The organism is Micromonospora citrea (genome assembly GCF_049629545.1).
GTDB classification, from domain to species: domain Bacteria; phylum Actinomycetota; class Actinomycetes; order Mycobacteriales; family Micromonosporaceae; genus Micromonospora; species Micromonospora citrea_A.
Map to the genome: position 1 here is coordinate 68,538 of NZ_JBNADX010000007.1, position 24,269 is coordinate 92,806.

Here is a 24,269-nt window from a genome sequence, read left to right on the forward strand (position 1 = left end):
GCTCGTCGCCCCCGGTTTCGCGCGCGTCCGGTGCTCCCATTCGCCCGGCCCGCGCGTCGTGGCGGCGCGTCCGGTACCGGGCCCGGCGGCCCTGCCCCGCCCGGCCCGGTACCGCTGGCGGGGCCACCGCCTGATCGACTCCACAGCGGGGACATGGCGGGGTCGGAGTGATCGGGACACCGCCAGGCCGCCGCCATCGTCCGCCGCGACCGTCCAGCCCTCGGCGGCCGGTGGTCCGGGTCGCCTTCCGGGCGGGTGCCGCCCGGCCGTGGCCTCCGGGTCGCTAGCGTGGCGGGGTGACCACCGATCCGCTCGCCCCGCTGCTCGCGCTCGCCGACATCGCTCCCGCCGTCGAACGGGCCCGCGAGCGGGTCGACCAGGCGATGCGGCACCGCGCCTTGCGCCGGCACGGCGGCCAGGTCGCGGCCGAGGCCAGCCTCCGGTCCGCGGTGGCCAGCGCCGCCCTCGAGGGGTACGTCCACGAGCGCGAGGAGGTCCGCGCCGGCACGGTCACCGAACCGGTGCTCCAGGGCGCGCTGCGGGTCGCCGGAGCGCTGCCCACCCTCAGCGAGCTGTGGCCGAAGGCACCCCGGCAGGCCCTCGCGAAGCTGCACGTGCTCGCCGCCCGCGACGTGGTCGCCGAGGCCGAGCTGGGCCGGCCGGTCGCCGACCCGGTGGTCGCCGCCCGGCTGGACGGGCTGGCCGGGCTGGTCGCCGGCGGCACCACGGCCCCGCCGCTGGTGCTCGCCGCCGTGGTGCACGGCGAACTGCTGAACCTGCGGCCGTTCGCCGGGCCGTCCGGCGTGGTCGCCCGGGCCGCCGCCCGGCTGGTGCTGATGTCCCGCGGCTTCGACCCGCGCGGCCTGGTCGCCGTCGACGTGGGGCACCGCGAGCGGGAGCCGGAGTACGTGGGCGCGGCCGGGGCCTTCGCCACCGGCACCCCGGACGGCCTGCGCTCCTGGCTCCGGCACTACATGTCGGCGGTCGAGGTGGGCGCCGACCAGCTCACCGCCATCGGCGACGAGGTGCTGGCCGCCTCCTGAGCACGGTCAGCTCCGTCCCCGAGCCCCGACAACTCGCCTCCTGGGCACAGTCAGCTGCGCCTCCTGGGCTCGGGGGCTCGGTTTATGGGGTCAGCTGCGCCTCCTGGGCGCGGTGAGACCCGCCTCCTGGGCGCCGGCAGGCCGGCTCCTGGGCGCGGTGAGCTGCGGCGGTGGGTCAGGCGACCTGGGCGGCGCGGGTCCGGCGGTGCCGGCCGTACCAGGCGATGCCGATGGCCACCCCGACACCGACCCCGAGCGCCGCCGCGGCGACCGGCACGGCGGGGCGTTCCCGCAGCCGCCGCCCCAGCGGGATCGGGTGCCGGAACTCCAGCACCGGCCAGGCGTTCTCCACGGCCAGCTTGCGCAGAGCCCGGTCCGGGTTGACCACGCTGGGGTGGCCGACGCACTCCAGCAACGGCCGGTCGCTGTACGAGTCCGAGTAGGCGTAGGAGTCGGCGAGGTCGTAGCCACGGGCCTCGGCCAGTTCGCTCACCGCGTGGACCTTGCTCGGTCCGGCGGCGTAGAACTCCACCTCACCGCTGTAGCGGCCGTTCTCGACCGCCATCCGGGTGGCGATCACGTCGGTCACGCCGAGCAGCTCGCCGATCGGGCGGACCATCTCCTCGCCGGAGGCGGAGACCAGGACGACGTCCCGGCCGGCGGCCTGGTGCTCCTCGATGAGGGCGGCGGCCTCGGCGTACACGTAGGGGTTGATCAGCTCGTGCAGCGTCTCCGCGACGATCTGGCGGACCTGTTCCACCTGCCAGCCCTTGCAGAGCGTGGCCAGGTAGTCCCGGGTCCGGGCCATGGTCTGCTCGTCGGTGCCGCCCAGCCGGAACATCAGCTGCGCGTACGCCGACTTGACCACGTCTCGCCGGGTGATCAGCCCGTCCCGGTAGAACGGCCGACCGAACGCCAGGGCGCTCGACTTGGCGATGACGGTCTTGTCCAGATCGAAGAAAGCGGCACTTCGGCCCACGGCGCGAAAGTCTAGCCCGATGGTCTATCGTCGGCGGGTGCCTGGGGTCCATACCCTCCCCGACCTGCGGGCGAAGTCGCACCACCCCTGCAGAACGTGACGGCCATCACACGCTGTGGTCACATTTTCGCCGTGAGTGGGGTCGACACCACTCGACGTGAACAGTCCGCTCGGGCATGCTTGTCATCACGACGAGTGCTCATATCTCGGACAGTTGCAGACCCTCAGCGGTTGCACCCCCCGTAACCGCTGAGTGGTTCGGCTCAACCCCCCCGGAGCCGAACCTCCCGACGACCCCCGTCTCCCCCCGACGGGGGTCGTCCCTTTGTGCACTCGAGTAGGTGGCCGGGTGCCGCCTACCTGATCACGGCCTTCTTGATCTCCCGGGCGGGGAGGAAGCAGACCAGCCCCCGGCCGTCGCCGTCGGTCACCACCCACGGGTGGCCCACGTAGGTCTGCTGCCGGTAGCCCTGGCCCGGTTGCAGCACCGCGTACCGCTGCCGCTGGCCCCCGTAGTCCAGCCAGTGCACGACGACGAGCGTGCCGCGGGTGTTGACGAAGTCGACGAAGGTCTCCGGTCCGCCGCTGCTCGACCGCAGGGACGGCTCCTGGGACGGAGGCAGTGGCTCCAGCTCGTCGGGGCGGGGCTGTTCGGGGGCCGGGGGCTTCGGCGGCGTGGTCGACGGGTTCGGGCGGGTGGTCGTACCCGTGGCGGGTCGGGTCGGCCGGTTGGTGGGCGACGCCGTACGGGCCGGGGAGGGCAGCGACGCCCGGGTGGAGAGCGACACCGGTGCCGGCGAGTACGTCCAGCTCGGCGTGGCGCTCACCGGTTCGGTCCCGTCCGCCTGTCCGGCGCCGGTCGGCGGGACGGCCACGGGCCTGTCCTCCGGCCGGGGCGAGGTGGACCAGATCGGCGACAGCGCGAACACCAGCGTGGCGATCACGCCGACCGCGACGCAGCCGAGGATCAGGGTCCGGGTGGGACCGCCCGGGCCGTGCGGCGACGCGGGTGGCGGGGCCGTCGGTCGGGTGTCGGCCCGGGGCGGCGGCGCCTCCGCGCGGTGCTGCCCGTCGTGGGCCCTGGCCTCGGAGAAGGTCGGTATGGACGGCGCGTGCCGGCGCGACTCGGGCAGCCAGCCGCCGATCCGCAGGGTGGCGTCGGTGCGGTGCACATCGTCGGGTGATTCGGGCATGGCCCCGTTTCCGAGAACGCGGGAGCCACCTCCAGCGGTGGCACGGGCCACGATTATCGGCGCACAGGGATCCCTGCCGTCAATGGTTCAGAGGGTGGAAAACGGGACGTTCTTTCACCGTCCGTTCTGCCGTACCTGCGCGACAACGGGGAATTCCGGATGGTCGATCGGGCAATCCATTCGCCGCGCCGCTGTTGCGTGTAACGGAATTCGTATCCCCGGCGCTGGTATGGACTTCCCGGGGTGACGCTCCGTGTCCGCCCCGGCCCCATAGCAGATCGTCGACCGGTACGGCGGTCGTCCACAGGCCCCCGTGTCGTCCACAGGCGACGGTGGACGGTCGGCGGACCTGGCCTGACCGGAGCAGGGTCTCGGTCAGCACCCCCGAGCCCGACCGCTGGAGGCCGTGATGCCCCGTACCTCCCTCCCGCCCCACCGGCGGCTGCCGCTGCTGGTCACCTCCGACGGCGATCTCCTCGACGAACTGCTCCGCCTCGCCGCGGCCGGCGGCACCGAGGTCGAGCTGGCCGCCGACCCGGCCGCCGCCCGGGCGCGCTGGCTGCCCGCCCCGCTGGTGCTCGTCGGCCGGGACCAGGCGCAGGCGTGCCTGCGTGCGCGGCTGCCCCGGCGGTCGCGCACCGTCCTGGTCGGACGCGCCGGGGAACTGGACCCCGGCTGGGAGATCGCCGAGCTAATCGGCGCGGAACATGTCGCCACCCTCCCCGCGGCCGAGCCCTGGCTGGTCGACCGGTTCACCGAGTGCGGGTCCGACCGCCCGGCCGGCGGGGCGGCGCGGACCGTCGCGGTGCTCGGCGGCCGGGGCGGCGCCGGGGCCAGCGTCCTCGCGGGCGGTCTCGCCGTCACCGCCGCCCGCGCCCGGCTGCGCACCCTCCTCGTCGACGCCGATCCGCTCGGGGGCGGGCTCGACCTGGTGCTCGGCTGGGAGGAACTCGACGGCCTCCGCTGGCCGGCGCTCACCGACGCCGACGGGCGGGTCGACGCCCCCGCGCTGGTCCGGGCCCTGCCCAGCCGGGGCGATCTGGTGGTGCTCTCCTGGGACCGGGGCGACCTGCTCGCCCTGCCCGCACAGGCGATGGCCGCCACCGTGGACGCCGCCCGGCGAGGGCGGGACTTCGTCGTGATCGACGTGCCCCGTCAGCTCGACGACGCCGCCGTCGTCGCGTTGCAGGCGGCCGACCAGGCGTACGTGGTCGTACCGGCCGAGCTGCGGGCCACCGCGTCGGCGGCCCGGGTGGTCGCCGCGGCGGCGCCGCACTGCACGACGCTCGGGGTGATCGTGCGCGGCCCCGCCCCCGGCCGGTTGAAGGCCGTCGAGGTGGCTCGTGCCCTGGGTCTGCCGCTCGCCGGCACCCTCCGCCCCGAGCCCGCGCTGTGCCGAGGGCTCGAACGTGGCGAGGCGCCCGCCGCAGCCGGGCGTGGGCCGCTCGCGACCCTCTGCCGACGCCTCGTCGGTGAACTGACCGGCCTGCCCGTGCCGGGTGCGGCGTGAGCGCCCGCCCCGAGGACCTGTCGGCCCGGGTCCGGCAGCGCATCGCCGGCTCGGCCGTCCCGGTCACGCCGGCTGTGATCGTCTCCGCCGTACGCGCCGAGCCCACCGCCGCCGTCCTCGGCGACACCGCTGTGCTACGGATGGCCGACCGGGTCCACGACGACCTCGTCGGTGCCGGACCGCTCGCCCCGCTGCTGGCCGACCCGCAGGTCACCGACGTCCTGGTCAACGGCACGCGGGTCTGGGTGGACCGGGGCGAGGGGCTGCGCCAGGTGGCTGTGCCGCTCGGCTCCGTCGACGACGTACGACGGTTGGCGCAGCGGCTCACCGCGGCGGCCGGCCGCCGGTTGGACGACGGCTGCCCGTACGCCGACGCGCGGCTGCCCGACGGCACCCGGTTGCACGCCGTACTGCCACCGGTGGCGACCGACGGTCCCTACCTGTCCCTGCGTACCTTCCGGCAGCGCCCGTTCACCCTCGACGAGCTGGTACGCCAGGGCACCGTGCCGCGTCCCGTCGCCCCGGTGCTGGCGGCGGTGGTGGCGGCCCGCCTCGCGTACCTGGTCACCGGTGGCACCGGATCCGGCAAGACCACCCTGCTCAACACCCTGCTCGGGCTGGTGCCGGCGACCGAGCGGATCGTGCTGGTGGAGGACGCCGCCGAACTGCGCCCGGTACACCCGCACGTGGTGGGCCTACAGGCGCGGACGGCCAACGTGGAGGGATCGGGGGCCGTCGGGCTGAGCGACCTCGTCCGACAGGCGCTGCGGATGCGTCCCGACCGGCTGGTGGTGGGGGAGTGCCGGGGCGCGGAGGTGGTGGATCTGCTCGCCGCGCTCAACACGGGCCACGACGGCGGGGCGGGCACGCTGCACGCGAACACCCCGGCGGACGTACCGGCCCGGCTGGAGGCGCTCGGGCTGCTCGGCGGCCTGCCCCGGGCGGCACTGCACGCACAGGTCGCGGCCGCGCTCCAGGTGCTGCTCCAGGTGCGCCGCGGGTCTCGAGGTCGGGTGCTGGAGTCGATCTGTCTCCTGCTCCCCGAAGGGCCCGAACGGCTGGTCACCGTGGTCCCGGTCTGGATCTGCGGGCGGGGGCTCGGGCTGGCCGGTCGGGCGCTCGCCACCCTGCTGCGGGATCGGGGCGTGGCGGTGCCGCCGATCCTCTGCGAGCCGTGGCCGGGATCGGCGGGTCCGGCATGACCTCCGCGATCTGGACGGTGGCGGTGCTCCTGGCCGCCGCGGCGGTGGTGGTCGCCTGGCCGGCACGCCGGATCCGACGCCGTCGCCGGGCGTTGCTCGGTCCCGGTGTGTCCGCCCGTCCGGTCCTGGCTGCCACCTCCGCGCCGTCGTCGCCGTCCGCGCCGTCGCAGACCTCGGCGTCCGTGCCGGCACCGGCGTTGTCCGTACCGGCACCGGCGTTGTCCTTCGCCGCGCCGGTGCCGTCCTCTCCGGCCGTGGCTGCCGGACCGCCCCGGTCGGTAGGCCGCCCGTCGTCGCCCCGCCCACCTGGGCGGCGGGACTCCCGTCGCCCACCGTGGCTGCCGGAGCCCGCACCGGTGGGCGGCGCGTCCCCGGCGGCCGGCCTCGCTCCGGCGGCCCGCCGTCGGACGGGTGACACGGCCGTCCCTCACCAGCCCGGCACGGCGGCCATCTCCGCAGCGGCGGTCGGATCGACCAGGCCCGTCTCCGACCCGCCGGTCTTCGTCGGCGCCGACCTGCGCCCGTCGACGGTCGCCTCAGGCCGGCGACTGCCGGCCCACCCGCGCCGGATGCTGCTCCTGGCCGGCGTGGTGGGTGCCGCCGTGGGTGGCTTCACCGCCGGTCCGGTCGCCGCGCTCCTGTCCGCCGGGTACGCCGTGCTGGGTGCCCGAGCGGTCTACCGGGGCCGCACGGGACGGCACACCGCTCAGCAGCGCCGTCGCCGGTTGGACCAGCTCAGCGCCCTCGCCGCCGACCTGCGGGCCGGGCTGCCCGTCCCGGAGCCGGGCGGCGACCCGGACCGACTCGGCCGGTTGACCCGGGCCGCGGTACGGCTCGCCGACCGGACCGGCGCGCCCCTGGCGGAACTCCTCGAACGCGTCGAGGCCGACGCCCGGGCGTACGACCGTGGGCTCGCCGCCGCCTCCGCCCAGGCCGCCGGAGCGCGGGCCACCGCGCTGCTGCTGGCGGCTCTCCCGCTCGGCGGGATCGGGCTCGGCTACGGCATCGGCGCCGACCCGCTGGCGGTACTGCTGCACACCCCCGTCGGGGCGGTCAGCGCGGTGACCGCGATGGCTCTTCAGATCGGTGGCTTGCTCTGGACCGAGCGGTTGGGTCGGCTTCCGGACGGGGACAGCTGATGAGCCCGGTGGTCGCGGGCGTGTTGCTGGTCGTGGCGGCGCTGGTGGCGGCCGTACGCCCGGCGGCGTCTGATCCGGATCGGCGGCTGCGGATGCTGCGCGCGGGCACTCCACGCACATCCGGGAACGACGCGGAGCGTTCCGCTGCGGTCCCGGTGGGAGCGCCGGCAGTGCGGAGCCGGCCGCCCTGGTGGCCCGACCCGATACGCCTCGGCGCGGGGCTGGCCGGGGTGGCGGTCGCGGTGCTGCTCGGCAGTGTGCCGGGGTGCCTCGCCGGGGTGGTGACCGCGCTCGTGGCCGACCGGGTGCTACGGCGCATCGAGCCCCGGGCCGCCCGCGACCGCCGGCTGCGGGAGGCCGGTGACCTTCCGCTCGCCGCTGACCTGCTGGCCATGGCGCTGCGGGCCGGAGCACCGGTCGACCGCTCGGTGCTGGCGGTCGCCGACGCGCTCGGCGGGCCACTGGCCGAACGTCTCGGCATGGTCGGCCGGACCCTGCTGCTCGGCGGCGGCCCGGAGGAGGCATGGGCCCATCTGGCCCCGGTGCCCGGTGCGGAGCGCCTCGTCGCCGCGGCCCTGCGGTCCTCGCGGAGCGGTGCCGCGCTCGCCGGTGCGTTGACCCGGGTCGCCGACGACCTGCGGGCCGACCGCTCCACCGCCGCCGAGGCGTCCGCCCGCCGCGCCGGGGTGCTCATCGTGCTGCCGCTGGGGCTCTGCTTCCTGCCGGCCTTCATTCTCGCCGGCCTGGTGCCGGTGATCGTCGCCGTCCTCGGTGACGTGCTCTGACAACCATCGAGAAGGGACACACAATGCGCAGACTCCGTACCCGAATCCGGACCCGACTGCGCGGGGACGCCGGGATGAACACCGCCGAGTACGCCGTCGGCACCCTCGCCGCGGTGGCCTTCGCCGGCATCCTGCTCAAGGTGCTCACCTCCGGCAACGTCCAGTCCGCGTTGACCGCGGTGATCGACCGGGCTCTGAAGTGAGCCCGCGTCGGCGGGCCGGCCGTGACCGGGGCTCGTTCACCGCCGAACTGGCGGCCGGCCTGCCGGCGCTGCTCCTGCTCCTGCTGACCGGCGTGACGGCGGTCGAAGCCGTCACCACGAGGGCCGCCTGCCTGGACGCGGCCCGGGAAGCGGCGCTGGCCGCGGCCCGGGGCGCGGACGGCGTGGCGGCCGGTACGCGGATCGCCCCGCCCGCCGCGACGGTCTCGGTGGCGGTCGAGGGAGACCGGGTCATCGTGACGGTCCGAGCCCCGGTACGCGCCATCGGTGCCAGGCTGCCCCGGCTCACCGTCGAGGCCACCGCGGTGGTCGCCGTCGAACCGGGATCCCCGGCGGCCGAGCCGTGACGGTGGATCACTCCGGCGGGCGTCCGCCCGTGGATCGCTCCGGCAGGTGCCCGCCGGCGGAGGGGTGCGGGTGGACGACGGCCGGCTGCCGTGGACGTCCGTCGAGGTCACCGCGCCCGGGGTGGGCCCGCGTCGGCCGGCGTCGTGCCGGCCGGGGCGGTACCGACAGCGGTGACACCGACCGGGGTGGCGCGACGGTGTGCCTGCTCGTCGTCGGTCTGGTGTTCGTGCTGGTGGGTGTGTTCGGCGCGGCGATCGGCAGCGCCCGGGTGGCGCGGCACCAGGCCCGGGCCGCTGCCGACTTCGCGGCGCTCGCCGCGGCGGGGCTGGCGCTGCGCGGTGACGCGGCGGCCTGTGTCGCGGCGGACGAACTGGCCTCCGCCAACGGGGCCCGGCTGACCGGGTGCCGACTGGACGGGTTCGACGCGCTGGTGACGGTCGAGGTGCCGGTGTCTCCACTGCCCGGATTCCACCGGGCGGCCACCGCCACCGCCCGCGCCGGCCCGATCCGTGACTGACACCGCGCCGACCCGGAGGGTCGCCCTGGACCACCGCCGGGGAGATTGCGGGCCGAGATCGGCGGCCGAGGCGGGGCGGCGCGGGTCGGCGCGACGCCCCGAGTCCCACACCGGTGGGGTGCGAAAGGGCCGGCCGGGGTGCGCGTCGTACGGCACGGCCCCCGGCCGGCGGACGGGTCAGCGACCCTGGAGCGCGTCCAGCCCGATCGCCATCGCGATCACCAGGCGGCGGTCGATCTGCGGGTTCTGCACCTCGACGACGTACCGGTCGCGCAGGCCCCACTTCTTGATCACCGAGAAGACCGGCTGACCGCCGGCGACGAAGTCGAAGTGGTACGGCAGCCAGGAGAGCGAGTCGACGAACCGACGCAGCAGCGCCACCGGCATGCTCCGCTCCTGACCGGTGACCTGCGGCAGCCCGGGCTGCTCGACGTGCCAGGTGGAGCGCAGCAGCGACTGGGCGAAGTCCTTGCGGAACAGCCCGATCGGGGTGCCGGCGTGGTCGGTGACGTCGTACGTGGCGCCGAGGTCGAGTCGCTGTCGGGCCTTGAAGCCGAGCAGGGCCTGCTGCTTGGAGTCGTCGGTGTAGATGGTCACCTGCTCCTTGAAGGCGAGCCGCTTCTGCTGCGCGAACGCCAGCAGCTCCCCCTCGGTGCCGTCCGGCGCCACCGCGTGGACCTCGTACTGGTTGACCATCATCCGGATCCGCTGCCGGATGTGGAACTGGTGCTGGGCCTGCAAACTGTCGAGCTGCATGAAGTTCTCCTCCGAAGGGTGCGCCGGAGTCTCGCACAACCCTCCGGTCAGCGCCCTCCCTCGAGGGTCGACTTCATCGCCCAGGTGTTCAGCACCTGGTGGATGCTGCGCAGACGCTCGTTGATCTGCTCGAGTCGTTCCGCCTGGGCGAGGGTGGCCAGCGCGGACCCCAGGGCGATCTGCTGATCGGGGGTGAGGTTGTCCTGGTCGATCGTGTAGAGCAGGTCGACGGTCTCGGCGATCGTGTCGGCCACGGCTCCTCCTCGACAAAGAAGAACGGCAGGGTCGGCTGGTCGGTCGGGTGCCTCCGACCGGTCATCCCGATCGATGGAAGCGCTCCCATAGACCCATTGCCCACATCCCGCGTCGCTCATGCACACATCCCACAACCCGGTCCGACGGCCGCGACGCGGCGACGAACCACACCGCGCCGAGGCGATCACCAGATCCCGACGCGCAGGAACCGCTCTCGGCATGGACGCCACGGCCCCGAAGAGTCGCGGCGCAGCCGCTGACGGCGGGCCTACTGCGTCGTCTGCCGAGGCACCTTCGACACCGACCCGCTGGTCGCGTCCTCGGACGGCGCGGGAAGGTTGGCGAGCACCACGTCGAGGACCCGGACGGCGTCCGGCTTGGACAGCGGGTTGTTGCCGTTGCCGCACTTCGGGGACTGCACGCAGGACGGGCAGCCGGACTCGCAGCCGCATTCGGCGATCGCGTCGCGGGTGGCGCGCAGCCAGGCCGCCGCCGTCCCGTACGCCCGCTCGGCGAAGCCCGCCCCGCCGGGGTGACCGTCGTAGACGAAGACGGTCGGCGCCTCGGTGTCCGGGTGCACGGCCGTCGACAGGCCGCCGATGTCCCAGCGGTCGCAGGTCGCCGTCAGTGGCAGCAGCCCGATCGCGGCGTGCTCGGCGGCGTGCAGCGCGCCCGGGATGTCGGCCGTCTCGACGCCGGCGAGAGCCAGCGACCGCGGCGACACGGTGAACCAGACCGCGACGGTGCGCAGCTCCCGGGCGGGCAGGTCCAGCGGCCGGGTGTCGATCACCTCGCCGGAGGCGATCCGGCGGCGCTGGTACGACACCACCTGGCTGGTCACGTCGACCTCGCCGAGGAAGAGCCCGACCGGCCCGGCGTCCACGTACGACCGGACCGACGCCACGGAGAGCGAGGTGACGTCCCGGGCGTGGGTGGACCAGTCCGGCTCCTCGGCGTGCACCAGCGCGCAGCCGTCGGCCAGGTCGAGCGAGTCGACCACGTACGAGACGCCCTGGTGCAGGTAGACCGCGCCGGGGTGGATGAGGAAGTGCGACGAGCCGCCGTCCACGGTGCCGAGCAGTCGCCCGGTGGCCGCCTCGACCACGCAGACCGGTGCGCCGTCGGAGCCGCGCAGGTCGACCTCGGGCCGCTCCCGGTGCCGCCAGTACCAGCCGGTCGGGCGCTGCCGCAGGGCGCCGGCCTCGACCAGGGAATCCACCGCCTCCTTCGCGCCGTCGCCGAAGAGTTCCAGGTCGGCGGGGGTGAGCGGGGCCTCGGACGCGGCGCAGGCGAGCTGCGGGGCGAGCACGTACGGGTTGGCCGGGTCGAGCACGGTCGCCTCGACGGGCCGCCCGAACAGCGCCTCGGGGTGGTGCACCAGATAGGTGTCGAGCGGGTCGTCCCGGGCGACCAGCACGGCCAGGGCCTCGTCGCCGGAGCGGCCGGCCCGGCCGGCCTGCTGCCAGAGCGAGGCCCGGGTGCCGGGCCAGCCGCAGATCAGCACCGCGTCCAGCCCGACCAGGTCGACGCCGAGTTCCAGCGCGTTGGTGGAGGCCAGGCCGAGCAGTTCCCCGTGCAGCAGCGCGCGTTCCAGTTCGCGTCGCTCCTCGCGCAGGTAGCCGGCGCGGTAGGCGGCCACCCGGTCGCCCAGCCCCGGCACCGCCTCGTCGAGCGCCCGCCGGGCGTTGGCGGCCACCACCTCGGCGCCGCGCCGGGAGCGGACGAAGGCGAGCGTGCGTACCCCCTCGGCGACCGTGTCGGCGAGCAGGTCGGCGGTCTCCCGCAGCGCCGAGCGGCGGACCTGGCGGAGGTCGGCGTCGGGGGAGGACGTGTCGGCCGAGGGCAGCAGCGGCGGCTCCCAGAGCGCGAAGGTCACCCCGCCGCGCGGCGAGGTGTCCTCGGTGACGGCGGTGACGGGCAGGCCGGTGAGCCGGCCGGCCGTCGTCGCCGGGTCACCCGACGTCGCCGAGGCCAGGATGAAGACCGGGGTACGCCCGTACTTGGCGCACTGCCGGCGCAGCCGGCGCAGCACGTGCGCGACGTGGGAGCCGAAGACGCCCCGGTAGGTGTGGCACTCGTCGACGACCACGTACGCCAGCCGGCGCAGGAAGCCGGACCAGTGCGCGTGCCCGGGGAGGATGCCGTGGTGCAGCATGTCCGGGTTGGTCAGCACGAACCGGGAGTGCCGGCGGATCCACTCCCGTTCGGTGCGTGGGGTGTCCCCGTCGTAGGTGGCGGGGCGTACCCCGTCGAGTTCCAGGCCGGCGACGGCGCGCAGCTGGTCGGCGGCGAGCGCCTTGGTCGGCGCCAGGTAGAGCACGGTTGCCCGGGGGTCGGCGAGCAGGGTGGCCAGGGCCGGGAGCTGGTACGCCAGGGACTTGCCGGACGCCGTCCCGGTGGCCACCACCACGTGCTTGCCGGCGTACGCCAGCTCGGCGGCCTCGGCCTGGTGCCGCCAGGGGGCGACGACGCCGCGCCCGGCGAGCGCCGCCCGCAGTTCCTCGGGGGCCCAGCCGGGCCATCCGGCGGGCTGCCCGGCGCGGGCCGGCACCCGTTCGACATGGGTGACCGGGTCGGTGCCGTGGTGGCGGGCGCGCAGCCGGCGCAGCAGGTCGCCGGGCGCCGCCGTCAGCGGTCGACCGGAACCCGGACCTGCGGATACGGTGGCTGCGGGATTCACGTCCTGCACTTTCGCACTGGTGTTCGGGTGGTGAACGACCGGGGGCGTGGGTAAGGAGGAGCCGCCGCCGGTGACCGAAGGTCACTGTGGCGGGGATGGTTAGATGCCCAGGAGAGTTTACGGCTCTCGGAGGAGGGACTGATGGAGCTGTCGCTGGCGACCCGCACCGTGGGGGAGCACACGGTGCTCGAGGTCGGCGGTGAGGTGGACGTCTACACCGCACCCCGGTTGCGCGAACGGCTCCTGGAGTTGATCGACGGCGGGGTCCGGCAGGTGATCGTCGATCTCGGTCGGGTGGACTTCCTCGACTCGACCGGCCTCGGCGTGCTGGTCGGCGCCCTCAAGCGGCTCCGCGCGGCCGGTGGCTCCTTCGCCCTGGTCTGCGACAAGGAGCCGCTGCTCAAGATCTTCCGGATCACCGCGCTGGACCAGGTCTTCCCGCTGCACCCCACGGTCGAGACGGCGATCGCGGCGGATCCCACCGGCGCCGGCGCGTGATGGCGACGGTCCGGCTCTCCTTCTCCCCGGCCCCGGTGCACGTGCGTACCGCCCGCCTGGTCGGCGTCGCGGTGGCCCGCCGGGCCGGAGTGCGCGAGGACCTGCTCGACGAGGTGCGCCTGGCCATCGGTGAGGCGTGCACGCGGGCCGTCGCCCTGCATCGGCAGTACGGGCTGCCCGACCCGGTGCTGGTGGAGATGTCCGACTCGGGGGCGTACCAGGTGCGGGTGGTGGATCGGGCGCCGATCGAGGCCGGCATCGGCCTGGCCGCGTTGAACGCCGACGAGTTGGCCAACGAGTCGCTCACCGACGAGGCGCTGACCACCGGCGTGGGTTTCGCCCTGCTCGCCGGTTTCGTGGAGGATCTGCAGGTCCGCCCGGTCGACGAGGGCGTCGGGACCGAGGTGCGGATGGTGTGGCCGGTCGGCCGCTGACCGCATACGTCGCGTAGACGAGGCCGTGACCCCGGGTGGGTCACGGCCTCGTCGTGCTGATGGCCCCCTATATCAGATTTTTCCTCATAACACAGTTACGAAGATCATCCGAACACGGTGTCCCCCGCGTGTGACCTCCGACACTCAGCGGGGCTACAGTCTGTGGGTTGTCAGCACGGGATCCTTCCCGCGGCCAGCGGATATGGACGTTGATCTTGGTCCGCCGGGGTGGGTCGGAGCGCGTGCGCCACCGCATCCAGGCGTCGGTCAGTACGTCCGCTGGCCGACGCGACAGTGTTCGGTACAGGAGGACATAGATGTCCGGGACCTTGGCCGCCGAAGGCGGCGCGCTGTCCCTCACCGGAGCCAACCTGACGTACGTCGTCATCGCGGCGGTCATCGCCGCGGTGGCCCTCGTCTTCGCCGCCGCCTTGACCAAGGCCGTGCTGGCAGCCGGTAAGGGCACCACCAACATGCAGGAGATCTCCGGGGCGGTGCAGGAGGGCGCCTCCGCGTACCTGCTCCGGCAGTTCAGGACGTTGGCGATCTTCGTCGTCGTCGCCGTCGTGCTCCTCTTCCTGCTGCCGGTGCACGACACCGACGGCAGCGAGGTCGCGGTGAAGATCGGCCGGTCCGCGTTCTTCGTGGTCGGTGCCCTGTTCAGCGCGTTCATCGGCGGCGCCGGCATGTGGCTGGCCACCCGCGCCAACCTGCGGGTCGCCGCGGCGGCGCGCGAGGCCCAGGGCGGGCGCGAGGCCGCCATGAAGATCGCCTTCCGCACCGGCGGTGTGGTCGGCTTCCTCACCGTCGGGCTCGGCCTCCTCGGCGCCGCCCTGGTCGTCATCATCTTCAAGGGCGACGCCCCGACCGTCCTGGAGGGCTTCGGCTTCGGCGCCGCCCTGCTGGCCATGTTCATGCGGGTCGGCGGCGGCATCTTCACCAAGGCCGCCGACGTCGGCGCCGACCTGGTCGGCAAGGTCGAGCAGGGCATCCCCGAGGACGACCCGCGCAACGCCGCCACCATCGCCGACAACGTGGGCGACAACGTCGGCGACTGCGCCGGCATGGCCGCCGACCTCTTCGAGTCGTACGCGGTCACCCTGGTCGCCGCGCTCATCCTCGGCCGCGCCGCCTTCGGCGAGCAGGGCCTCGTGTTCCCGCTGATCGTCTCCGGCATCGGCGTGCTCATCGCGATCATCGGCGTCTTCATCACCCGGCTGCGCGCCTCGGACCGCAACGGCCTGACCGCGATCAACCGGGCCTTCTACATCTCCGCGCTGCTCTCCGCGGTGCTGGTCGCCATCGCCACCTGGCAGTACCTCCCGGCGACCTTCGGCGAACTGGAGGGCGGCCTCACCGACGTCGACCAGAACCCGCGGACGGTGGCCATCGGCGCGGTGGTGATCGGTATCGTGCTGGCCGCCGCCATCCAGGCGCTGACCGGCTACTTCACCGAGACCAACCGGCGCCCGGTGCAGGACATCGGCAAGAGCTCGCAGACCGGCGCGGCCACCGTCATCCTCGCCGGCATCAGCGTCGGCCTGGAGTCGGCCGTCTACTCGGCGCTGCTCATCGGCGCCGGCGTCTTCGGGGCGTTCCTGCTCGGCGGCAGCTCCATCACGCTCTCGCTCTTCGCGGTCGCGCTGGCCGGCACCGGCCTGCTCACCACCGTCGGCGTGATCGTCGCGATGGACACCTTCGGCCCGATCTCCGACAACGCCCAGGGCGTGGCCGAGATGTCCGGTGACATCGACGAGAACGGGGCCCGGATCCTCACCGAGCTCGACGCCGTCGGCAACACCACCAAGGCGATCACCAAGGGCATCGCGATCGCCACCGCGGTGCTCGCCGCCACCGCGCTGTTCGGGTCGTACACCGACACGCTGCGCACCTCGTACGCCGACGCCGGCGTCGGCGACGTCGGGACCGAGATCCTCAACGCGCTCAACGTGTCCAACCCGCGCAACCTGGTCGGCCTGATCATCGGCGCGGCGGTGGTCTTCCTCTTCTCCGGGCTGGCCATCAACGCGGTGTCCCGCTCGGCCGGCGCGGTGGTGATGGAGGTCCGCCGGCAGTTCCGTGAGCTGCCCGGGATCATGGACCGCACCCAGCGCCCCGAGTACGGCAAGGTCGTCGACATCTGCACCCGGGACGCGCAGCGCGAGCTGATGACCCCCGGCCTGCTCGCCATCCTCGCCCCGATCGCGGTCGGCTTCGGCCTCGGCCCGGGCGCGCTGGCGTCGTACCTGGCCGGGGCGATCGGGGCCGGCACGCTGATGGCGGTCTTCCTGGCCAACTCCGGCGGCGCCTGGGACAACGCCAAGAAGCTCGTCGAGGACGGCGCGTACGGCGGCAAGGGCTCCGAGGCGCACGCCGCGACGGTCATCGGCGACACCGTCGGCGACCCGTTCAAGGACACCGCCGGCCCGGCTATCAACCCGCTGCTCAAGGTGATGAACCTGGTCTCGCTGCTGATCGCGCCGGCCGTGGTGGCCTGGAGCGTGGGCGACGAGAAGAACACCCCGCTGCGGGTGGGCATCGCGGTGGCCGCGACCCTGATCGTCGTCGCCGCGGTGGTCTTCAGCAAGCGCAAGGGTGTCGCGATGGACTCGTCCGCCGACGGCGACGGCCCCGGCGCGGGCAGCCACGAGCGCGCCGAGGCGGTCAACGCCTGAGTCACGACGGCGGGTTCCCGGTCGGCGACGCGCCGGCCGGGGACCCGTCCGCCGTGCGCCTGAGCGGTGGCGCATTCACCGCGAGGCCGTACGCTGCAACGCATGCGTACGTGCCGGGCGGCAGCCGCCGGAAAGCTCACGGTGGTCCTGGCCACGCTCGTACTGGTCGTCAGTGGCTGCGGTGGCGGGCCCAGCCCGCGCGCCTGGGCCGCCTCGGTCTGCGAGGCGCTCACCCCCTGGCGGGCCGAGATCAGCAAGTTGACCAGCAGCACCAATCAGCAGATGACCGCGCAGACCACCCCGGCGCAGGCCAAGGAGAACCTGGTACGCCTCTTCGCCGGCGCGGAGGAGGCCAGCGAGACCGCCCGCCGCCGGGTCGCCGACGCGGGCGTCCCGGAGACCGAGCACGGTGAGGAGATCTCCCGGGGCTTCCGCGCCACGCTGGAGAAGGTCCGCGACGCGTACGGCCGGGCCCGGGACACCATCGACGGGCTCGGCACCGGCGAGGCCACCGCCTTCTACGACGGGGTCAAGGCCGCGGTCGACACGCTGACCAAGGAGTACGACGCGAGCGCGCTGGACACCAGCAAGCTCAACTCTGAAGAGCTCAAACAGGCCTTCGACGAGGTTCCGGAGTGTCGCTGACCCCTCCCGACATACCCCCCCGACCGGTGCGCCAGCTCTCGCTGTTCGGCACCGAGGCGGCGGATCCGTCCGTCGCCGATCTGGCCGGTCTGCTCGCCGGCGGAGGGGAGGTGGTCCGGATGGGTCGCACGGCCCGGCTGTCGATCGTGGTCGACGCCGCCTGGCGGGTGCACGTGCTCGTCGCCGAGTTGCGGTCGCGCGGGCTCGCCGCGAGCTGGGAGGCGACCGAGGACCAGCGGTTCGCGGTCCGCACGTCGTACGCGAGGACCCTGGCCCCGCTGGCCACGGCCTGGCTGGCCGGTCCGGCGGGCAGGCGGCCGCCCGCCGGCTTCCATCTCAACGGGCGACGGCTGCGGCTCTGGCTGGCTGCCGCCGGCGCCGGCGACCCGTCGGGGTTCCTGCTGCGACTCGCCGAGGACGACCGGGAGTGGTGGCCGACGCTGCGGGCGGCGCTGGCGGCGGTGGGGCTGCCGGTGGCGGTGCTGGAGCCGGAGACCGGTGGTCCGGCGTTCCGGGTCACCGGTCGGCGGCGCCTGCTCCGGCTCGCGGAACTGGTCGGGGAGCGGCCGTCCACCGCGCCCCCGGAGTCCTGGCCGGCGGCCCCGGCCTGACGACCGGCCCGACCCGGTGGCCTCGCCGGGGCCGGGAAGGTCGACTTCAGGTCGGCGTGATGGCGGGGTCGAGGCGGCCCGGACGGCGCGATTCCGCCGCAACGGAGTCGATCACGACGGGGCGCGCGGACGGCTGGGCTCGCCCCGGGGTGTCGGCCGGTGGCGGTCAAGGCGGCGAGCTGTCCGATCAAGGACAGCCGGCCGGCGCTCCGCCCGGTAAGAACGGGCCGGTGACCCTCGGCCGAGGGTCCGCCATCGTCACAGTGACCCACCTGGCGCCCTACCCACGGTGTACGGTGGCGCCGTCCGGCCCGTGATGCCCGTGCGGCACCGGTCGCGTACCGCCGTGCGGGGCTGATTGCCGCCCGCGAAACCCGAAACCCGGGCGGCGCGTTACGTTGGACATCCGGACCGCCGGTGGTCCGGCAGGTGCAAGACGGCCCGGATCGGGCATGGAGCAGGAGTGAGGTCGGGGAGAGACGTGCCGAGCAAAGCTGGAACCACCCGTCTGGTCATCGTCGAGTCACCGGCGAAGGCCAAGACGATCTCGGGCTACCTCGGCCCGGGGTACGTCGTGGAGGCCAGCTTCGGTCATGTCCGCGACCTTCCGCGCAACGCCGCCGACGTGCCGGCGAAGTACAAGGGCGAGCCGTGGGCCCGGCTCGGGGTGGACGTCGACAACGGCTTCCACGCCCTCTACGTGGTCTCCGCCGACCGGAAGCAGCAGATCAGCAAGCTGGTGAAGCTGGCCAAGGAGGTCGACGAGATCTTCCTGGCCACGGATGAGGACCGCGAGGGCGAGGCGATCGCCTGGCACCTGGTGGAGACCCTCAAGCCCAAGGTCCCGGTCAAGCGGATGGTCTTCCACGAGATCACCAAGCCGGCGATCCAGGCCGCGGTGGCCAACCCGCGGGAGATCGACCGTGATCTGGTCGACGCCCAGGAGGCCCGGCGCATCCTCGACCGCCTCTACGGCTACGAGGTCTCGCCGGTGCTGTGGAAGAAGGTCATGCCGAAGCTCTCGGCCGGCCGGGTGCAGTCGGTGGCGACCCGCATCGTGGTCGAGCGGGAACGGCAGCGGATGGCCTTCCGCACCGCCGAGTACTGGGACATCCTGGCCACCCTCGCGGTGGCCCGGCCGGGTGAGGGGCCGCGCACCTTCTCCGCCACCCTGGTCGCGCTGAACGGCGACCGGATCGCCACCGGCAAGGACTTCGAGCCGACCACCGGACGGGTCCGGCCCGGCGCGGGCGTCGTGCACCTCGACGAGAGCGGGGCTCGTGGCCTGGCGGCCCGCCTTCAGGGGCGGCAGTTCACCGTCACCCGGGTCGAGGAGAAGCCCTACCGCCGCCGCCCGTACGCGCCGTTCATCACCTCCACCCTCCAGCAGGAGGCGGCCCGCAAGCTGCGGTTGTCGTCGCAGCAGACGATGCGCACCGCGCAGCGGCTCTACGAGAACGGCTACATCACCTACATGCGTACCGACTCGGTGAACCTGTCGGAGACCGCCATCGCGGCGGCCCGCCGGCAGATCGTCGAGCTGTACGGCGAGCGCAGCGTGCCGCCGGAGCCGCGTCGCTACACCGGCAAGGTGAAGAACGCGCAGGAGGCGCACGAGGCGATCCGCCCGGCGGGGGACAACTTCCGCACCCCGGGCGAGGTGGCCAAGGAACTGTCGGCCGAGGAGTTCAAGCTCTACGAGCTGATCTGGCGGCGGACCATCGCCTCGCAGATGACCGACGCGGTCGGGTCCAGCGTCTCGGTGCGCATCCGCGCGGTCTCCTCCGCCCAGGAGGAGGCCGACTTCGGCGCGACCGGCAAGACCATCACCGACCCCGGTTTCCTGCGGGCGTACGTCGAGTCGAGCGACGACGAGAACGCCGAGGCCGAGGACGCCGAGCGCCGGCTGCCGAACCTGGTCAAGGACCAGCCGCTGACCGCCGACGAGCTGGCCGCGCAGGGACACCACACCCAGCCGCCGTCGCGCTACACCGAGGCGTCGCTGGTCAAGGCGCTGGAGGAGCTGGGCATCGGCCGCCCGTCGACGTACGCGTCGATCATGCAGACCATCCAGGACCGCGGGTACGTCGCCAAGCGTGGCCAGGCGATGATCCCGACGTTCCTGGCGTTCGCGGTGATCGGGCTCATGGAGCAGCACTACCCTCGCCTGATCGACTACGACTTCACCGCCAGCATGGAGAACGAGCTGGACGAGATCGCCGGCGGTGACCACGCCGCGGTCGACTTCCTCACCTCCTTCTACTTCGGCAGCGCCAACGGCACCGGCGACCAGGCGATCGCCCACGCCGGCGGGCTGAAGAAGCTGGTCACGGAGAACCTCAGCGACATCGACGCGCGCAGCGTCAACTCCATCCCGCTCTTCACCGACGACGAGGGGCGCGAGGTCGTCGTCCGGGTGGGCCGGTACGGGCCGTACCTGCAGCGGGCGGTGCCCGGCGAGCAGTCGGCCCCGGCGGCGGAGGGCGAGGAGGGCGGCGCCCCGGGTGACCGCGCCCCGATCCCGGAGGGCCTGGCCCCGGACGAGCTGACCCCGGAGAAGGTGCACGAGCTGTTCCTCGGCGGCGGGGGTGAGCGCAAGCTCGGTGACGACCCCGCCACCGGCGAGCCGATCCTGCTCAAGTCCGGCCGGTTCGGCCCGTACGTGGCCAGCGGCGAGCGGAAGTCCTCCCTGCTCCGCTCCCAGTCGCCGGACTCGCTCACCCTCGACGAGGCGTTGAAGCTGCTCAGCCTGCCCCGGCTGGTCGGGCTGGCCCTCGACGGCGTCGAGGTGTTCGCCAACAACGGCCGCTACGGCCCGTACGTCAAGCGTGGTGACGAGTTCCGTTCACTGGACTCCGAGGACAAGATGTTCACCGTCACGCTGGACGAGGCGCTGGCCCTGCTGGCCGCCCCCAAGGCACGCCAGCGCCGGGCCGCCGCGCCGCCGCTGCGGGAGATGGGCAACGACCCGCTCACCGAGAAGCCGCTGGTCATCAAGGACGGGCGGTTCGGGCCGTACGTCACCGACGGGGAGACCAACGCGTCCCTGCGGCGCGGGCAGACCCCGGAGGAGCTGACCCTCGAAGAGGCGTCGGAGATGCTGGCGGAGAAGCGGGCCAAGGGCCCGGCGCCGAAGAAGAAGGCGACGAAGAGGGCGGCTCCGGCGAAGAAGGCGGCTCCGGCGAAGAAGACGGCGGCGAAGAAGACCGCCGCCGCCAAGTCCACGACCGCCCGGAAGACCACCACGGCGAAGGCCACCACCGCCAAGAAGGCCCCCGCCAAGAAGGCCGCCCCCAAGAAGGCGACCGCCACTCCGGAGTGAGTCCGCCCGACGAGGTCCCGGCCGACACCGCCGGGGACCTCGTCGGGACGTCCCCGGCTCAGCCGAGGATGTGGTCGAGGTGGGCGTTGCTGAGGAGGCGGTCGGGGTCCAGGCGGTTGCGCAGCGCCTGGAAGTCGGCGAACCTCGGGTACGCGGTGGCCAGCGAGGCGGCGTCGCGCCAGTGCATCTTGCCCCAGTGGGGTCGGCCGCCCAACTCCGTCGTCACCTCCTCGAACGCCCGGAAGTACGGCTCGTGCGGCATCCCGACGTACTGGTGGACGGCGATGTACGCCGAGTCCCGGCCGTAGCCGTGCGACAGCCAGATGTCGTCGGCGGCGGTGAACCGCACCTCGACCGGGAAGAGCACCTTGAACGGCAGCCGGTCGACGATGCGGCGCAGTTCCTCCAGCGCGGTGGGCAGGTGGGCGCGCGGGATGCCGTACTCCATCTCCACGAACCGGACCCGGCGCGGGGTGCAGAAGACCGTGTCGGAGCGGCCGGTGTAGGTGCGTTCGGTGAGGGCCCGGGCGGAGACCGCGCTGATGGTCGGGGCGAGCGCCGGCACGGCGCGGCCCAGCCGGCAGGCCCCGGCGAAGACGGTGTTGGCGAGGAACTCGTCGTCCAGCCAGCCGCGCCAGCGGGGCAGCGGCCGGTCGTCGGCGGGCACCCGGTCGTTGGTCTTGACCTGCACCCGGTCGGTGTACGGGAACCAGTAGAACTCGGCGTGGTCGTGCCGGTCGACCAGTTCGGGCAGGTCGGCGAGGACGGCGGACAGCGGCGCGGGTCGCTCGTGGGCGCGCAGCACGAAGGCGTCGACGCAGCGCAGGGTCACCTCGACCAGCACGCCGAGCGCGCCGAGCCCGACCCGGGCGGCGGCGAAGACGTCGGGGTGCTCGTCGGCGGAGCAGCGCAGCACCTCACCGGTGCCGGTGACCAGGGTCAGCGCCTCGACGAACGTGGAGAGGCAGCCGTACGCCGCCCCGGTGCCGTGGGTGCCGGTGGAGATCGCCCCGGCGATGGTCTGGGCGTCGATGTCGCCGAGGTTGGGCATGGCGAGGCCGTGCGCGGCGAGCAGGGCGTTGAGCGTACGCAGGGTCATCCCGGCCGGGACGGTGACGAGCCGTTCGGCGAGGTCCACCCGGACGTCGGTCTCCAGCGCGGTCAGGTCCAGCAGCCGCCCTTCGGCCCGGGCGATGGGGGTGAAGGAGTGGCCGCTGCCCACCGCCCGGATCCGCTCGCCGGCGGCGGCGGCGTCCCGGACCGCCTCGGTGACGCCGTCGACCGTGCTCGGGCGCAGGATGGCGGTGGCGACGCTGTGCTGGTTGCCTGCCCAGTTGGACCATGCGGTGGTGGTACCGGCCATCGGCGCTCCTCGACGTGAATATGAGCCATCTTCATATCAGGAACGTTGTGCCTGGTAAATACCGCAATCGAGGTCCGCTCGTTGTACCGGTAGTCACGAGCACGTGACATGCAGATATGTTCTTCCGTCGAAGGGGGGTGGCGCCGAGTGTCCACACCAGCCGCCACGACCGGACCGCTGCGCCGCGTTCCGGTGCAGGGTCGAAGTGTCGCGCGGGTCCAGCGGATGTTGGACGCCTGTGCCGAACTCGTCGACGAAGTGGGGTACGAGGGGCTGACCACCACGCTGCTCGCCGAGCGGGCCGAGGTGGCGATCGGGTCGGTCTACCAGTTCTTCCCGGACAAGCGGGCCATCGTGCAGGCGCTGACCCTGCGCACGATGGAGTCCTACCTGCAGCGGCTCGACGAGCGGTTCGCCTCCGACGACCTGACCCACTGGTGGGACGGCGTCGACGCGGGCATCGACGAGTACATCACGATGCACCGCACCGTCCCGGGGTTCCGTACCCTGCACTTCGGCGACGTGGTCGACCTGCACCTGCTCGATGAGCAGCGCGACAACAACGGCGTGATCGCCGACCAGTTGGCCCGGGTGCTGACCGAGCGGTTCGGGATGGTCGACGAGCCCCGGCTGCGGTTCTGTCTGGAGATCGCCGTCGAGGCCGCGGACGCCCTGATCAAGCTGGCGTTCCGGCGCAAGCCGGAGGGCGATGAGCGGGTGCTCGCCGAGGCGAAGGCGCTGATCCGCGAGTACCTGCACCGGCACGTCGACGCGCCGGCCGCGCCGGTCACGCAGGCCTGACCGCCCGGCCGCCGCGCCGGGCGGCGTCCGGCGCGGCAGCGCCCGGTCTAGAGGAAGGCGTGGCCCTCGCCCCGGTACGTGGGCACGACGCCGACCACCTCGTCCCCCTCGACCAGGTGCAGTTCGTTGACGTGCTCGCAGAGTTCGCCGGCCTTGGCGTGGCGGAACCAGACCCGGTCGCCGATCCGCAGCCCGGCCGTCGCCGGACCGGTCAGCGGCGTCTGCACCTCCCCGGCGCCCTCCGTGCCGACCAGCGTCAGCCCGGCCGGCAGCCAGGGTCGGGGCAACCGGCTCCGCTCTGCCGGACCCGAGGCGGTCCACCCCCCGCCCAGCACGGTGACCAGGCCCGGCCCCGGTCGGCGGACCACCGTGCAGGCGAAGAACGCCGCCGGGGTCGGCCGCCAGGCCCGGTACGCGTCGAAGAGCGTCGGACCGTACAGGCCCGATCCCGCGGTGACCTCGGTGACGGCGGGATCGGCGCTGGTGGCGGCCACGCTGCCGGTGCCTCCGCCGTTGACGAACTCCAGGTCGGCGTGCTCGCGTACCGCAGCCACGGCCGCCCCTCGGCGGGCCAGCAGCTCGCGCCACGACCCGCGTTGGGCGATCCGGATCGCGGCGCCCAGCGCCGCCCGCCCCGGCGGAGCGTCACCGAGCCCGGCGATCTGCGCCTCGTACGACATCAGTCCGACCAGCCGGAAGCCCGACCGGCCGGCTACGGTGGCGGCGAGCGCGGCGGCGGCCCGGGCGCTGTGCACCGGTGAGCGGCGCACCCCGACGTGCACCCGCCCGCCCAGCGGTCGCCAGGAGGCGTCCAGGTCGAGGCAGACCCGCAGCTCGGGCCGGCGGCCGGGGGCGCACACCGTGTCGACGAGGTCGAGCTGCTCGGTCCCGTCGACCATCAGGGTGACCGCCGCGGCGAGCGCCGGGTCGGCGGCCAGTTCGGCGAGCGCGTGGCGGTCGGCCGTCGGGTAGGCGACCAGGGCGTCGTCGGTCACGCCGGTGCGGACCAGCCAGATCGCCTCGGGCAGGGTGAACGCCATCACCCCGGCCCAGCCGGGTCGGTCGAGCGCCCGGGTGATCAGCTCCCGGGCCCGGATCGACTTGCTGGCGGCGCGGACGGGCTTGCCGCCGCTGCGTCCGGCCAGCGCGGCGGCGTTGGCGTCGAAGGCGGTGAGGTCGACCACGGCGTAGGGCGGGTCGAGGTGGGCGGTCGCCCGGTCGAGGCGCTCGCGCAGGGTGTCGCTGTCGGTGGCCACGGGTGCACGCTAACTGTCCGGGAGACTAATGCGAAA

General features: G+C 73.8%; 22 protein-coding genes. 15 read left to right on the top strand and 7 right to left on the bottom strand.

Features of this window, described 5'->3' with window-relative positions; genetic code table 11:
- Nucleotides 1-296: 296 nt before the first annotated feature.
- Nucleotides 297-1,043, top strand: coding sequence for an oxidoreductase (locus ACPFP2_RS10160; RefSeq protein ID WP_424088340.1), 747 nt, complete (start codon nt 297-299; stop codon nt 1,041-1,043).
- 175 nt (nt 1,044-1,218) lie between these two features.
- On the opposite strand, the gene ACPFP2_RS10165 is transcribed toward ACPFP2_RS10160, so the two are convergent.
- Complete coding sequence (locus ACPFP2_RS10165) at nt 1,219-2,022, bottom strand: HAD family hydrolase (RefSeq protein WP_424088341.1); 804 nt, start codon at nt 2,020-2,022, stop codon at nt 1,219-1,221.
- A gap of 356 nt (nt 2,023-2,378) precedes the next feature.
- Entirely contained in the window at nt 2,379-3,215 is an 837-nt protein-coding gene (locus ACPFP2_RS10170; RefSeq protein WP_424088343.1) for a hypothetical protein, read from the bottom strand.
- A gap of 409 nt (nt 3,216-3,624) precedes the next feature.
- On the opposite strand from ACPFP2_RS10170, the gene ssd reads away from it, so the two are divergent.
- From ssd to ACPFP2_RS10205, 7 genes are read left to right on the top strand one after another with little or no spacing between them, the layout of a single operon-like run.
- Nucleotides 3,625-4,725: a septum site-determining protein Ssd gene (gene ssd / locus ACPFP2_RS10175; RefSeq protein ID WP_424088344.1), complete on the top strand. Its 1,101-nt coding sequence runs from the start codon at nt 3,625-3,627 to the stop codon at nt 4,723-4,725.
- A complete protein-coding gene (locus ACPFP2_RS10180) occupies nt 4,722-5,927 on the top strand; it encodes a TadA family conjugal transfer-associated ATPase (RefSeq protein ID WP_424088346.1) in 1,206 nt (401 codons plus the stop codon). The genes ssd and ACPFP2_RS10180 overlap by 4 nt, the downstream gene beginning before the upstream one ends.
- Complete coding sequence (locus ACPFP2_RS10185; protein WP_424088348.1) at nt 5,924-7,066, top strand: hypothetical protein; 1,143 nt, start codon at nt 5,924-5,926, stop codon at nt 7,064-7,066. Before ACPFP2_RS10180 ends, ACPFP2_RS10185 begins: the two co-directional genes overlap by 4 nt.
- The gene (locus tag ACPFP2_RS10190; RefSeq protein WP_424088350.1) at nt 7,066-7,851 is read left to right on the top strand and encodes a type II secretion system F family protein; all 786 of its coding nucleotides are present in this window, start codon (nt 7,066-7,068) and stop codon (nt 7,849-7,851) included. The genes ACPFP2_RS10185 and ACPFP2_RS10190 overlap by 1 nt, the downstream gene beginning before the upstream one ends.
- A gap of 23 nt (nt 7,852-7,874) precedes the next feature.
- Nucleotides 7,875-8,054: a DUF4244 domain-containing protein gene (locus ACPFP2_RS10195; RefSeq protein WP_424088352.1), complete on the top strand. Its 180-nt coding sequence runs from the start codon at nt 7,875-7,877 to the stop codon at nt 8,052-8,054.
- On the top strand, nt 8,051-8,419 hold the full coding sequence (locus ACPFP2_RS10200) for a TadE family type IV pilus minor pilin (RefSeq protein WP_424088353.1): 369 nt from the start codon (nt 8,051-8,053) through the stop codon (nt 8,417-8,419). Before ACPFP2_RS10195 ends, ACPFP2_RS10200 begins: the two co-directional genes overlap by 4 nt.
- Before the next feature lie 29 nt (nt 8,420-8,448).
- Complete coding sequence (locus ACPFP2_RS10205; protein ID WP_424088355.1) at nt 8,449-8,937, top strand: Rv3654c family TadE-like protein; 489 nt, start codon at nt 8,449-8,451, stop codon at nt 8,935-8,937.
- A gap of 177 nt (nt 8,938-9,114) precedes the next feature.
- Here the strand turns inward: ACPFP2_RS10205 and ACPFP2_RS10210 are convergent, their stop codons facing one another.
- The 3 genes from ACPFP2_RS10210 to ACPFP2_RS10220 all read right to left on the bottom strand — a co-directional run bounded on the left by ACPFP2_RS10210 (nt 9,115) and on the right by ACPFP2_RS10220 (nt 12,637).
- Nucleotides 9,115-9,693, bottom strand: a complete 579-nt coding sequence (locus ACPFP2_RS10210) for a hypothetical protein (RefSeq protein ID WP_424088357.1) — start codon at nt 9,691-9,693, stop codon at nt 9,115-9,117.
- A gap of 47 nt (nt 9,694-9,740) precedes the next feature.
- Nucleotides 9,741-9,947 carry a hypothetical protein gene (locus ACPFP2_RS10215; protein ID WP_424088359.1) on the bottom strand — a complete coding sequence of 69 codons (207 nt, stop codon included), beginning with the start codon at nt 9,945-9,947 and terminating at the stop codon, nt 9,741-9,743.
- A gap of 269 nt (nt 9,948-10,216) precedes the next feature.
- Nucleotides 10,217-12,637, bottom strand: a complete 2,421-nt coding sequence (locus ACPFP2_RS10220) for a DEAD/DEAH box helicase (RefSeq protein WP_424088361.1) — start codon at nt 12,635-12,637, stop codon at nt 10,217-10,219.
- Nucleotides 12,638-12,769: 132 nt separating this feature from the next.
- Between ACPFP2_RS10220 and ACPFP2_RS10225 the strand changes: the two genes are divergently transcribed.
- The 6 genes from ACPFP2_RS10225 (at nt 12,770) to topA (ending at nt 20,813) form a co-directional block, all read left to right on the top strand.
- The gene (locus ACPFP2_RS10225; protein ID WP_424088363.1) at nt 12,770-13,126 is read left to right on the top strand and encodes an STAS domain-containing protein; all 357 of its coding nucleotides are present in this window, start codon (nt 12,770-12,772) and stop codon (nt 13,124-13,126) included.
- Nucleotides 13,123-13,560, top strand: a complete 438-nt coding sequence (locus ACPFP2_RS10230; protein ID WP_088977081.1) for an ATP-binding protein — start codon at nt 13,123-13,125, stop codon at nt 13,558-13,560. Before ACPFP2_RS10225 ends, ACPFP2_RS10230 begins: the two co-directional genes overlap by 4 nt.
- A gap of 317 nt (nt 13,561-13,877) precedes the next feature.
- The gene (locus ACPFP2_RS10235; RefSeq protein WP_424088365.1) at nt 13,878-16,235 is read left to right on the top strand and encodes a sodium-translocating pyrophosphatase; all 2,358 of its coding nucleotides are present in this window, start codon (nt 13,878-13,880) and stop codon (nt 16,233-16,235) included.
- A gap of 102 nt (nt 16,236-16,337) precedes the next feature.
- Nucleotides 16,338-16,880 carry a hypothetical protein gene (locus tag ACPFP2_RS10240; protein WP_424088367.1) on the top strand — a complete coding sequence of 181 codons (543 nt, stop codon included), beginning with the start codon at nt 16,338-16,340 and terminating at the stop codon, nt 16,878-16,880.
- Nucleotides 16,881-16,906: 26 nt separating this feature from the next.
- The gene (locus tag ACPFP2_RS10245; protein WP_424088369.1) at nt 16,907-17,491 is read left to right on the top strand and encodes a hypothetical protein; all 585 of its coding nucleotides are present in this window, start codon (nt 16,907-16,909) and stop codon (nt 17,489-17,491) included.
- A 481-nt stretch (nt 17,492-17,972) separates the two neighbouring features.
- On the top strand, nt 17,973-20,813 hold the full coding sequence (gene topA, locus ACPFP2_RS10250; protein ID WP_424088371.1) for a type I DNA topoisomerase: 2,841 nt from the start codon (nt 17,973-17,975) through the stop codon (nt 20,811-20,813).
- Nucleotides 20,814-20,871: 58 nt separating this feature from the next.
- Here the strand turns inward: topA and ACPFP2_RS10255 are convergent, their stop codons facing one another.
- Complete coding sequence (locus tag ACPFP2_RS10255) at nt 20,872-22,176, bottom strand: D-arabinono-1,4-lactone oxidase (RefSeq protein ID WP_424088373.1); 1,305 nt, start codon at nt 22,174-22,176, stop codon at nt 20,872-20,874.
- 225 nt (nt 22,177-22,401) lie between these two features.
- Here ACPFP2_RS10255 and ACPFP2_RS10260 point away from each other — a divergent pair, with 225 nt between their 5' ends.
- Complete coding sequence (locus ACPFP2_RS10260; RefSeq protein ID WP_424088375.1) at nt 22,402-22,977, top strand: TetR family transcriptional regulator; 576 nt, start codon at nt 22,402-22,404, stop codon at nt 22,975-22,977.
- Nucleotides 22,978-23,024: 47 nt separating this feature from the next.
- On the opposite strand, the gene ACPFP2_RS10265 is transcribed toward ACPFP2_RS10260, so the two are convergent.
- A complete protein-coding gene (locus ACPFP2_RS10265; protein ID WP_424088377.1) occupies nt 23,025-24,233 on the bottom strand; it encodes an alanine racemase in 1,209 nt (402 codons plus the stop codon).
- Between the last annotated feature and the right edge of the window lie 36 nt (nt 24,234-24,269).

Bases quoted from the DNA above. Each gene is read 5' to 3' on its own strand.
- ACPFP2_RS10170 (WP_424088343.1), bottom strand. From the start codon at position 3,215: ATGCCCGAATCACCCGACGATGTGCACCGCACCGACGCCACCCTGCGG.
- ssd (WP_424088344.1), top strand. From the start codon at position 3,625: ATGCCCCGTACCTCCCTCCCGCCCCACCGGCGGCTGCCGCTGCTGGTC.
- ACPFP2_RS10185 (WP_424088348.1), top strand. From the start codon at position 5,924: ATGACCTCCGCGATCTGGACGGTGGCGGTGCTCCTGGCCGCCGCGGCG.
- ACPFP2_RS10190 (WP_424088350.1), top strand. From the start codon at position 7,066: ATGAGCCCGGTGGTCGCGGGCGTGTTGCTGGTCGTGGCGGCGCTGGTG.
- ACPFP2_RS10195 (WP_424088352.1), top strand. From the start codon at position 7,875: ATGCGCAGACTCCGTACCCGAATCCGGACCCGACTGCGCGGGGACGCC.
- ACPFP2_RS10210 (WP_424088357.1), bottom strand. From the start codon at position 9,693: ATGCAGCTCGACAGTTTGCAGGCCCAGCACCAGTTCCACATCCGGCAG.
- ACPFP2_RS10225 (WP_424088363.1), top strand. From the start codon at position 12,770: ATGGAGCTGTCGCTGGCGACCCGCACCGTGGGGGAGCACACGGTGCTC.
- ACPFP2_RS10235 (WP_424088365.1), top strand. From the start codon at position 13,878: ATGTCCGGGACCTTGGCCGCCGAAGGCGGCGCGCTGTCCCTCACCGGA.
- ACPFP2_RS10240 (WP_424088367.1), top strand. From the start codon at position 16,338: ATGCGTACGTGCCGGGCGGCAGCCGCCGGAAAGCTCACGGTGGTCCTG.
- ACPFP2_RS10255 (WP_424088373.1), bottom strand. From the start codon at position 22,176: ATGGCCGGTACCACCACCGCATGGTCCAACTGGGCAGGCAACCAGCAC.
- ACPFP2_RS10260 (WP_424088375.1), top strand. From the start codon at position 22,402: ATGTTGGACGCCTGTGCCGAACTCGTCGACGAAGTGGGGTACGAGGGG.